The organism is Blautia sp. HCP3S3_G3 (genome assembly GCF_052063365.1).
GTDB lineage: Bacteria > Bacillota > Clostridia > Lachnospirales > Lachnospiraceae > Blautia_A.
Map to the genome: position 1 here is coordinate 137,693 of NZ_JBQHXR010000005.1, position 9,887 is coordinate 147,579.

Below are 9,887 nucleotides of genomic sequence, written 5' to 3' on the forward strand. Positions count from 1 at the left end.
ATTATGGATTACAAGAGCGCTGGAGTGGATATTGAAGCAGGATATAAATCCGTAGAGCTTATGAAAGAGCATGTAAAAAGAACAATGCGTGAGGAAGTAATGGGAGGTCTTGGCGGATTTTCCGGAGCATTTTCTCTTGCAAAGATCAAAGAGATGGAAGAACCGGTACTCTTATCCGGTACTGACGGATGCGGAACCAAAGTCAAACTTGCCATGATTATGGATAAACATGATACGATCGGTATTGATGCTGTTGCCATGTGTGTCAATGATATCGCATGTGCAGGAGGAGAACCGTTATTTTTCCTGGATTATATTGCATGCGGCAAAAATTATCCGGAGAAGATTGCTGCAATTGTCGGCGGTGTTGCAGAAGGATGTGTACAGTCTGATGCTGCCCTGATCGGTGGTGAAACAGCAGAACATCCGGGACTGATGCCGGAGGATGAATATGACCTCGCAGGTTTTGCTGTCGGCGTCAGTGACAAAAAAGATATGATCACAGGTGAGGAGTTAAATGCAGGAGATGTGCTGATCGGTATGGCTTCTACCGGTGTACACAGCAACGGATTTTCACTTGTTCGCAAAGTGTTTGAAATGACCAGAGAATCTCTGGATACTTATTATGATGAACTGGGAACAACTCTGGGAGAGGCACTTCTCGCGCCGACCAGAATATATGTAAAAGCATTAAAGAGTATTAAGAATGCAGGTGTCCGTGTTCACGCGTGCAGTCATATTACCGGCGGTGGATTTTATGAAAATGTACCGCGTATGCTGAAGGATGGAACACATGCAGTGATTGAGAAAGACAGCTATCCGGTGCTTCCGATCTTCAAACTTATGGCGAAGGTTGGAAATATTGAAGAAAAAATGATGTACAACACTTTTAACATGGGGCTTGGAATGGTGCTGGCAGTAGATCCGGCAGACGTGGACAAGACAATGGAGGCAATTAAGGCAGCAGGCGATACTCCATATGTAGTGGGACGTATAGAAGATGGAGAAAAGGGAGTGACCTTATGCTGAAATTAGGCGTTCTGGTATCCGGAGGCGGAACAAATCTTCAGGCAATTCTGGATGCAGTGGATCAGGGAACGATCACCAATGCACAGGTAGGTCTGGTCATCAGCAACAATGCCGGTGCCTATGCGCTGGAACGTGCAAAAAAGCATGGAATTGAAGCAGTATGTATTTCTCCGAAAGATTATGAGGACAGAGAAGCATTTCACAGAGCACTTCTCGCAAAACTTCAGGAAAGCGGCGTGAATCTTGTGGTACTGGCAGGCTATCTTGTTGCCATTCCTCCGATGATCGTGGAAGCTTTTCCGAATCGGATCATTAATATCCATCCTTCTTTGATTCCGTCTTTCTGTGGTGTGGGTTATTATGGCCTTCATGTGCATGAGGGTGTTCTTGCCAGAGGGGTAAAAGTGACCGGTGCAACGGTGCACTTTGTGGATACCGGCACAGATACCGGACCGATTATTCTGCAGAAAGCTGTGGAGGTGCAGGAGGGAGATACACCGAAAGTGCTTCAGCAGCGTGTGATGGAACAGGCAGAGTGGAAGATTCTTCCAAGAGCCATTGATCTGATTGCCAATGGCAGGGTAACTGTTACAGACGGAAAAGTCTCGATAAAGGAGTAAGAATATGAAAGTACTGATTGTAGGAAGCGGCGGAAGAGAGCATGCAATCGCGTGGAGTGTGGCAAAGAGCCCAAGGGTCGATAAAATTTATTGTGCACCGGGAAATGCGGGTATCGCTGAATATGCGGAATGTGTGAATATCGGAGCTATGGAATTTGAGAAACTGGCAGATTTTGCGGCAGAAAAAGAAGTGGATCTGACGATTATCGGTATGGATGACCCGCTGGTTGGCGGAGTCGTTGATGTGTTTGAAGAACGTGGACTGAAAGTATTCGGTCCGCGCAAAAATGCTGCGATTCTGGAAGGATCCAAGGCATTCTCCAAAGATCTGATGAAGAAATATCATATCCCGACTGCCGGGTATGAGAATTTTACGGATCCGGAAAAAGCTCTGGAATATCTTCGCACACAGGCGAAATTTCCGATTGTTCTCAAAGCTGACGGACTGGCTCTTGGCAAGGGCGTCCTGATCTGCAATACCCTTGAGGAAGCAGAGGACGGTGTCAGAGAAATCATGGAAGATAAAAAATTCGGCAATGCCGGAAATACCATGGTGATCGAGGAATTTATGACCGGCCGTGAGGTGTCTGTTCTCTCATTTGTGGATGGAAAGACCATCAGGACCATGACTTCCGCTCAGGATCACAAACGCGCGATGGACGGAGATCAGGGACTGAATACGGGAGGTATGGGAACATTCTCTCCAAGTCCGTTCTATACAAAAGAAGTGGATGAATTTTGTCAGAAATATATTTACCAGCCTACGGTGGATGCTATGGCTTCGGAAGGACGTCCGTTTAAGGGAATTATTTTCTTCGGACTGATGCTGACAGCGGAAGGTCCGAAAGTACTGGAGTATAATGCCCGCTTTGGAGATCCGGAGGCACAGGTAGTACTTCCGCGTATGAAAAATGACATCATCGAAGTGATGGAAGCCTGTGTAAACGGTACGCTGGATCAGGTTGATCTTCAGTTCGAGGATAACGCCGCAGTCTGTGTGGTACTTGCCAGCGAAGGATATCCGGTGAAATACGAAAAAGGAATTCCAATGTATGGATTTGAGAATTTCAAGGATAAAGACGGATATTACTGCTTCCATGCGGGAACGAAATTTGATGAGAATGGTCAGATTGTTACCAATGGCGGACGAGTTCTTGGAATCACGGCAACGGGAAGCGATTTAAAAGAAGCAAGAAAAAATGCCTATGGCGCAACAGAATGGATTACATTTGCCAATAAATATATGCGTCATGATATTGGGAAGGCAATTGATGAGGCGTAAAGACGTATTCATTTAAAGCTTTGTATGAGTAAGAAACGGTTGTAATTTAGGAAAACAGGGTAAGGGTCATTTCCGGGTTTATGGAAATGACCTTTACTTTTGTATGTATTTATTATAAAATATTAGTGTATGCAAAAATATCGAAAAGTATATTGTGAAGCGTGTCGGAGCACGGGAAGTGCAGAAAGCATGCAGGGTTCAGAATAAACGATATAGAGAGGATAAAGAGATGGGAATGAGTGTTGAGGAGGCTGTAAAGGAGCTTCAGACAAGAGAACGTTTTTTTGTAGCGTATGCACAGGCTACGAAACTTCCTTATGTTACCTGTGACGAGGAAAGTTTTAATGATCAGGCGTGGATATTTGCCACAGAAGAGGAAATTAAGGAATTTGGCAAGAAGAAACTGGAAGATAAAGTTCTTCTCATGGGAATGCGCTATGATAAGAAAGATTTTCCAAGATTTTACGGAACACTGTATGCAATCGGTGTAAACTCTGTTGTCTGGAATGACGGAGAAAATCATGTGGAAGTGGAGATTGAGAAGATTGCAAGACAGGCGGATTTCAGCAAACTGGAGCCTGAAAAAAGACCGCTGCTGAATCCGACTCTTCAGCTTTCCGGAATTTATTTTATGCAGGAACTCCGTCGCCCTGTGAAGAAGGAAGAACGTCAGAATGTGGAGGAGGAAAAACGTCAGAAAGTGAGGGAACTGGAAGAGGAGCTGATTGTGAATGTGCGCAGAGCAGAATATCTTCTTGCACTTGATGTAAATCCGGAGGACCCGAAGAAAGTGAATATTCCCTATCTGAAAGATAAAGAAGGCAAAATTCTCCAGCCGGTATTTACCGATGTCATGGAATTTGAGAAATTTGCAAGAGGAAAGAAACTTCGTCTCATGAAGGTTCCGTTCCAGAAACTTCCTGAATTGATGATGCAGCAGGCAGAAAATTGTGTGATCAATCCTATGGGATTCAACCTTATCTTATCCAGGGAGCAGCTGACGAAAATCATTGGCTGATGAGGGCAGATATCTAAAGAAGAAAAAAATTTCATAGGTTGTAAAATTTATAAAAGATGAACACATGTGCAGGTATATGAAGAAGATATCTGCATGTGTGTTTTTTGCATTTCAGTAAGGTATTCTATATTTTGCTGTAATATAAAAAGTTCTCCGGGTAGACTTTTTGTACTTAGAAGATATGATTTTTGAAATAAAAATATGTCAGTGAGAAGTTTTCCTGTTGAATAACAGAGGAGTTTTTTACAGTGAAAATAGAAAGATAAAAATAGTCATTTTCAAAATGTGATTTATGTGCTATGATATGTATAACACTTGATAAAAGTGGACAGTAACATGCCCATAGAAGATACCCGGGAGGTGAGAATATGGTCATAGAAATAGATTTTAACAGCAGTGAAGCCATATATACGCAGCTGATGAACCAGATCATCCTTGGAATTGCCACATCGCGGCTTCAGGAAGGAGATACGCTTCCTTCTGTACGACAGCTGGCAGAGACGATCGGCATTAATATGCATACCGTGAACAAAGCATACTCGCTGTTGCGCCAGGAGGGATTTGTCACGATCGACCGCAGGAAGGGTGCTGTGATTGCTGTTGATATGAATAAAATCAAGGCCAAAGAAGAATTGAAGGAGAACCTGATCGTGGCACTGGCCAGAGGGTACTGCCGGAATATCAGCAGAGAAGAAGTACATGAACTGATTGATGAAATTTTTGACGAATATGCGGCTGATTGATTATACTAAGGCCATACATCAGAAGTGATATCGCTGATCGGATATGTCAGTTTGATTATTAACGATGTACTGGAAGAAGTCAAAAACAGATGATAAGATAATAACGAAACAAATTATATCAGGAGGACATTATGCAGGAAAAATTTACCAGACAGGCGGCGGAAGCCCTTTCCCTGGCAAAGAAAACCGCACAGTCCTGCAGGCATACTTACATTGGGACTGAGCATATATTACTGGGCCTGCTCAAAGAGCCGGAGGGCACTGCCGGCAAAGTTATGGAGGAATTCGGAATAGAGGAAGAATCCCTTATGAAACTGGTGGAAAAACTGATTGCCCCGCCGGAAACAAATTTGATGGAACGAGAGCCTGTTTTGAGCCCTCGTGCAAAGAAAATTATAGAAAGTGCAGCGCAGGAAGCAGAGGCATTTCAGGAAGCGTTTATCGGAACGGAACATCTGCTGCTTGCCACGCTCCGGGAGACAGATTGCGTGGCAACCCGTCTTCTCCATACTCTGGGTGTCAATATTCAAAAACTGTATGCAGGAGTTCTTGCGGCGATTGGATTGGACAATGAAGCGATTTCCGAGGAATTCAGAGAACTGAAATCCATGAAAAATAAAAAAGGAAGTGCCACTCCTGTGCTTGATCAGTACAGCAGAGATCTGACTGCTATGGCAGCGGAGGGAAAACTGGATCCTGTAATCGGTCGGGATCGGGAAATCGCACGCCTGATTCAGATATTAAGCCGAAGAACGAAGAATAATCCATGTCTGGTAGGGGAACCGGGTGTTGGAAAGACTGCAATAGCAGAGGGGCTGGCACAGCGTATTGTTTCCGGAATGGTACCGGATACTGTGAAGGATAAGCGTGTAGTTGTTCTGGACCTGTCCGGAATGGTGGCCGGAAGTAAATATCGCGGTGAATTTGAAGAGCGGATTCGTAATGTAGTGAATGAAGTAAGAGAACATCAGGGAATTCTTCTGTTCATTGATGAACTTCATACGATTATTGGAGCAGGCGGTGCAGAAGGTGCCCTGGATGCGTCAAATATTTTGAAACCGTCACTTTCCCGTGGGGAAATTCAGCTGATTGGTGCAACAACGCTGGAAGAATACAGGAAATACATTGAAAAAGATGCTGCTCTGGAACGCCGGTTCCAGCCTGTTACAGTAGAAGAGCCGACAGAGGAAGAAGCAATCGAGATTCTCCGGGGACTTCGTCCGTATTATGAGAAACATCACAAGGTCAGAATAGAGGATGATGCTCTGGAAGCAGCAGTAAAGATGTCTGTCCGCTATATCAATGACAGGTTCCTTCCGGATAAGGCAATCGATGTAATTGATGAAGCATCTTCCAAGGTACGTTTGAATGGTTACCAGTCTGTGCCGGAAGTGGAAGCTTTGGAGGAAGAATTACGGCAAATTCATGAAAAAAAAGAAGAGGCAATTAAAAATGCGGATCTTGCTGCAGCCAGAGAAGCACAGAACCGCCAGAAAGAAGTAGAGGAAGAACTGGAAAAACAGAAACTGCGTGCAGAAAAGAAAAACAAGCGTAAACCCATGGTTGTAACGGAACTTTCTGTGGCAGATATCATTTCTGACTGGACAAGAATTCCTGTGCAGCGGCTTACTGAGGGAGAGACAAAAAGGCTTGCGCATCTGGAGAAAGAACTGCACAGAAGAGTAATCGGTCAGGAAGCTGCAGTCAAAGCAGTGGCGCAGGCAGTCAAGCGCGGCCGTGTCGGGCTGAAAGATCCTAACAGGCCGATTGGTTCCTTTTTGTTCCTCGGACCGACCGGTGTTGGAAAAACAGAACTTTCCAAAGCGCTTGCTGAGGCTGTATTCGGCAGTGAGCAGGCAATGATTCGGGTAGATATGTCTGAATACATGGAAAAGCACAGTGTATCCAAATTAATCGGCTCACCGCCCGGCTATGTCGGCTATGATGAAGGCGGCCAATTGAGTGAAAAAGTCCGTCGGAATCCGTACAGTGTGATTCTCTTTGATGAGATTGAAAAGGCTCACCCGGATGTGTTTAATATCCTGCTTCAGGTACTGGATGATGGACACATTACAGATGCACATGGTAGAAAAGTTGATTTTAAACAGACCATCATTATTATGACGTCCAATGCCGGAGCACAGGCAATCATAGAGCCAAAAAGACTGGGGTTTGTTTCAAAACCGGATGAACAGCAGGATTATGAACGTATGAAATCCGGTGTTATGGAAGAAGTACGCAGAATGTTCAAACCGGAGTTTCTGAATCGAATTGATGAGATTATGGTGTTCCATTCTCTGAACAGAGAGCATATCCGCCAGATTGTCACGATACTTCTGAAAAATCTGGAAAAACGATGTGCAGATCAGATGGATATTCAGCTGAAAGTTACCCCTGCTGTAAAGGACCATCTGGCAGAGGCTGGTTTTGACAGCAAATATGGGGCGAGACCTCTTAGACGTGCTATTCAGACACAACTGGAAGACAAAATGGCAAATGAAATTCTGGAAGGACATATCCACAGAGGTGATACGGTTACGGTTCAGATTTCCAAAAAACAGATTTGTTTTCATGCAGTATCAAAATCTTAAAAAGATATAAAATGTGCTGGAGAGTCTGGTCAAAAAAACAGATTTATTATATAATATGAACGAGAATAAAGTGTGATTGTCGAATATTTGATGTGGAGCTGAGGCGGCTTTTTCCGCAGATTCGGACAATTACAAAAAACACTATAGAAGTCTTAGGGAGGACATAATATCATGGCAGTAGTGAAGGAACTCATCCGTACTGAAGAAAATGGAAGTATCAGCTTCGGTGATTATGAACTGGCACAGAAATCCAAATTATCGGATTATCAGCATCAGGGCGATGTGTATAAAGTAAAAACATTCAAAGAAATCACCAAGCTGGAGCGCAACGGAATGTTTGTTTATGAATCCGTGCCGGGTACTTCTGTATTTCATCTGGAACAGGATGGCTCTGTTATGAGTTTTCATGTGGAGGGACCGGAAGATGCTCAGATTACGGTGGAAATGGAACCGGATACGGAATACCGTATATTCATCGATGGTTTTGACACTGGCAAAGTAAAAACAAATCTTGGCGGTAAGCTTTCTTTCAGCGCAGAACTGGGAAATGCCGCTGATGTTGAAGTGAAGATTGAAAAATGCTGAAAAATAAAAAAATTGTTTATTTCTGCCAGGAATGCGGATATGAATCTGCCAAATGGATGGGGCAGTGTCCGGGATGCAGGGCATGGAATACGTTTGTGGAAGAAGCTGTTTCAACGAAGAAGACAGCTTCTTCCAGTTCAGGAACAGTTCCTGAAAAGCGTAAGGAACCTGTGATGCTGAAGGATATCAGCCTGTCCGAGGAAGAACGGCAGACAACAAAAATTGGAGAACTTGACAGAGTGCTCGGGGGCGGTATTGTTCCCGGCTCACTGGTATTGGTGGGTGGAGATCCGGGTATCGGTAAATCCACCCTCCTTTTGCAGGTATGCAGGAATCTGGCAGATCTGGGTGTATCTGTGCTTTATATTTCCGGTGAGGAATCTCTGCGTCAGATTAAGCTTCGGGCAAACCGTATCGGAAATTTTAATGAAAAACTGATGCTTCTGTGCGAAACAAATCTGGAAGTGATCCGTGAGATCATTGAACGGAAAAAACCGGAGATTGTTGTGATCGATTCGATTCAGACCATGTTTCATGAAGATATCAGCTCTGCACCTGGAAGTGTTTCTCAGGTAAGGGAATCTACCAATATTCTGATGCAGATTGCAAAAGGAATGGGGATTTCTATTTTTATTGTAGGGCATGTGACCAAGGAAGGAAATGTGGCCGGTCCGAGAGTGCTGGAGCATATGGTGGATACGGTACTTTATTTTGAGGGGGACAGGCATGCAGCGTATCGTATTCTGAGAGCAGTGAAAAACCGCTTTGGATCCACCAATGAGATTGGTGTTTTTGAGATGCGTAATACCGGTCTGGAAGAAGTGAAAAATGCATCAGAATTTATGCTGAACGGGAAACCGAGTGACACTTCCGGTTCGATCGTGGCATGTTCTATGGAAGGAACGAGACCGATTCTGGTGGAAATCCAGGCACTGGTATGTCAGAGTAATTTCGGAATACCAAGGAGAACCGCTGTTGGAACCGATTTTAACAGAGTGAATCTGTTGATGGCAGTTCTGGAAAAAAAGGTGGGGATTCATCTGGCGTCCTGTGATGCATATGTTAATATTGCAGGAGGTATGAAGATGACGGAACCGGCGATTGATCTGGGGATTTCCCTGGCAGTTGTTTCGAGCTGCAAAGATATTGTAATTCCTGATTCCGTGATGGCATTCGGTGAAATCGGTCTGAGTGGAGAAGTACGTGCTGTGAGTATGGCCGGACAGCGAGTAGCCGAGGCAAAGAAACTGGGATTTCGAACGGTGATTCTTCCGGAAGTCTGCAGGGCGTCTTTGGGAAAAGTAGATGGAATTGAGTTGGTTTATGTAAATTGGATACAGGATGCGATATCATATATTATGGAAATGAACAAGTGTTCATAATATAAGCTGTGCAGTGGATTTCATATACGGAGAATGACAAAAGCAGGAGATGAAAAGATGGCTCCTGCTTTTGGTATAATGCTCGTGAAAAAGAGATAAGGGCTGAAAAACAAAAAGAGATAAAAAACAACATAAAAAATGGAGAGATGTAGATAAAAATGAAAAAAGTTGTTGACATGCATGGTCTCCTGTGGTATCCTAATTGAGCTGTCAGAAATAATTGTTTTTCTGAAAGACACAATTTGGTAGTTTTTCAGAAAAATAAAAATAGTTGTTGGCAAATGACTGAACATATGATAAAGTAGTCAGTTCGTCAATGAGAGATGACAGAAACCACAGAAAACCGCATATGTCGTTGAGAAAAACCTCAAAAAACTCGAAAAAAGTTGTTGACAAGTGTTGGAAGATGTGGTAATCTAATGAAGCTGTCGCGAGACAGAGACCTTGATAACTAAACAGTGAAACACATACGATTCTCGAAAATTCTTTACATTCAAAAGAACGGTTCGATGAACCAAAAACAGTAAAAACGAGAGATAGCTAGTAGTTATCTTGAGTGAATCAAACATTTTATCAGAGAGTTTGATCCTGGCTCAGGATGAACGCTGGCGGCGTGCTTAACACATGCAAGTCGAAC

The 9,887-nt window shown here is 43.7% G+C and carries 8 protein-coding genes and 1 rRNA gene; all 9 read left to right on the forward strand.

Annotated features, from left to right (window positions below; genetic code table 11):
- Nucleotides 1-3 precede the first annotated feature (3 nt).
- A complete protein-coding gene (gene purM, locus ACTNEW_RS07595; protein ID WP_441059623.1) occupies nucleotides 4-1,029 on the forward strand; it encodes a phosphoribosylformylglycinamidine cyclo-ligase in 1,026 nt (341 codons plus the stop codon).
- Complete coding sequence (gene purN, locus ACTNEW_RS07600; protein ID WP_441059625.1) at nucleotides 1,023-1,649, forward strand: phosphoribosylglycinamide formyltransferase; 627 nt, start codon at nucleotides 1,023-1,025, stop codon at nucleotides 1,647-1,649. Before purM ends, purN begins: the two co-directional genes overlap by 7 nt.
- Nucleotides 1,650-1,653: 4 nt before the next feature.
- Complete coding sequence (gene purD / locus ACTNEW_RS07605; RefSeq protein WP_441059627.1) at nucleotides 1,654-2,931, forward strand: phosphoribosylamine--glycine ligase; 1,278 nt, start codon at nucleotides 1,654-1,656, stop codon at nucleotides 2,929-2,931.
- A gap of 229 nt (nucleotides 2,932-3,160) precedes the next feature.
- The gene (locus ACTNEW_RS07610; RefSeq protein ID WP_441059629.1) at nucleotides 3,161-3,949 is read left to right on the forward strand and encodes an SseB family protein; all 789 of its coding nucleotides are present in this window, start codon (nucleotides 3,161-3,163) and stop codon (nucleotides 3,947-3,949) included.
- 368 nt (nucleotides 3,950-4,317) lie between these two features.
- On the forward strand, nucleotides 4,318-4,692 hold the full coding sequence (locus ACTNEW_RS07615; protein WP_441059631.1) for a GntR family transcriptional regulator: 375 nt from the start codon (nucleotides 4,318-4,320) through the stop codon (nucleotides 4,690-4,692).
- 131 nt (nucleotides 4,693-4,823) lie between these two features.
- On the forward strand, nucleotides 4,824-7,283 hold the full coding sequence (locus ACTNEW_RS07620) for an ATP-dependent Clp protease ATP-binding subunit (RefSeq protein ID WP_441059633.1): 2,460 nt from the start codon (nucleotides 4,824-4,826) through the stop codon (nucleotides 7,281-7,283).
- 171 nt (nucleotides 7,284-7,454) lie between these two features.
- Entirely contained in the window at nucleotides 7,455-7,868 is a 414-nt protein-coding gene (locus tag ACTNEW_RS07625; RefSeq protein ID WP_441059635.1) for an endosialidase, read from the forward strand.
- Complete coding sequence (radA, locus tag ACTNEW_RS07630; protein ID WP_441059637.1) at nucleotides 7,862-9,250, forward strand: DNA repair protein RadA; 1,389 nt, start codon at nucleotides 7,862-7,864, stop codon at nucleotides 9,248-9,250. The genes ACTNEW_RS07625 and radA overlap by 7 nt, the downstream gene beginning before the upstream one ends.
- A 570-nt stretch (nucleotides 9,251-9,820) precedes the next feature.
- A 16S ribosomal RNA gene (locus ACTNEW_RS07635) occupies nucleotides 9,821-9,887 on the forward strand; the annotation flags it as partial.

Bases quoted from the DNA above. Each gene is read 5' to 3' on its own strand.
- radA (WP_441059637.1), top strand. From the start codon at position 7,862: ATGCTGAAAAATAAAAAAATTGTTTATTTCTGCCAGGAATGCGGATAT.
- ACTNEW_RS07620 (WP_441059633.1), top strand. From the start codon at position 4,824: ATGCAGGAAAAATTTACCAGACAGGCGGCGGAAGCCCTTTCCCTGGCA.
- ACTNEW_RS07610 (WP_441059629.1), top strand. From the start codon at position 3,161: ATGGGAATGAGTGTTGAGGAGGCTGTAAAGGAGCTTCAGACAAGAGAA.
- purM (WP_441059623.1), top strand. From the start codon at position 4: ATGGATTACAAGAGCGCTGGAGTGGATATTGAAGCAGGATATAAATCC.
- purD (WP_441059627.1), top strand. From the start codon at position 1,654: ATGAAAGTACTGATTGTAGGAAGCGGCGGAAGAGAGCATGCAATCGCG.
- ACTNEW_RS07625 (WP_441059635.1), top strand. From the start codon at position 7,455: ATGGCAGTAGTGAAGGAACTCATCCGTACTGAAGAAAATGGAAGTATC.
- purN (WP_441059625.1), top strand. From the start codon at position 1,023: ATGCTGAAATTAGGCGTTCTGGTATCCGGAGGCGGAACAAATCTTCAG.
- ACTNEW_RS07615 (WP_441059631.1), top strand. From the start codon at position 4,318: ATGGTCATAGAAATAGATTTTAACAGCAGTGAAGCCATATATACGCAG.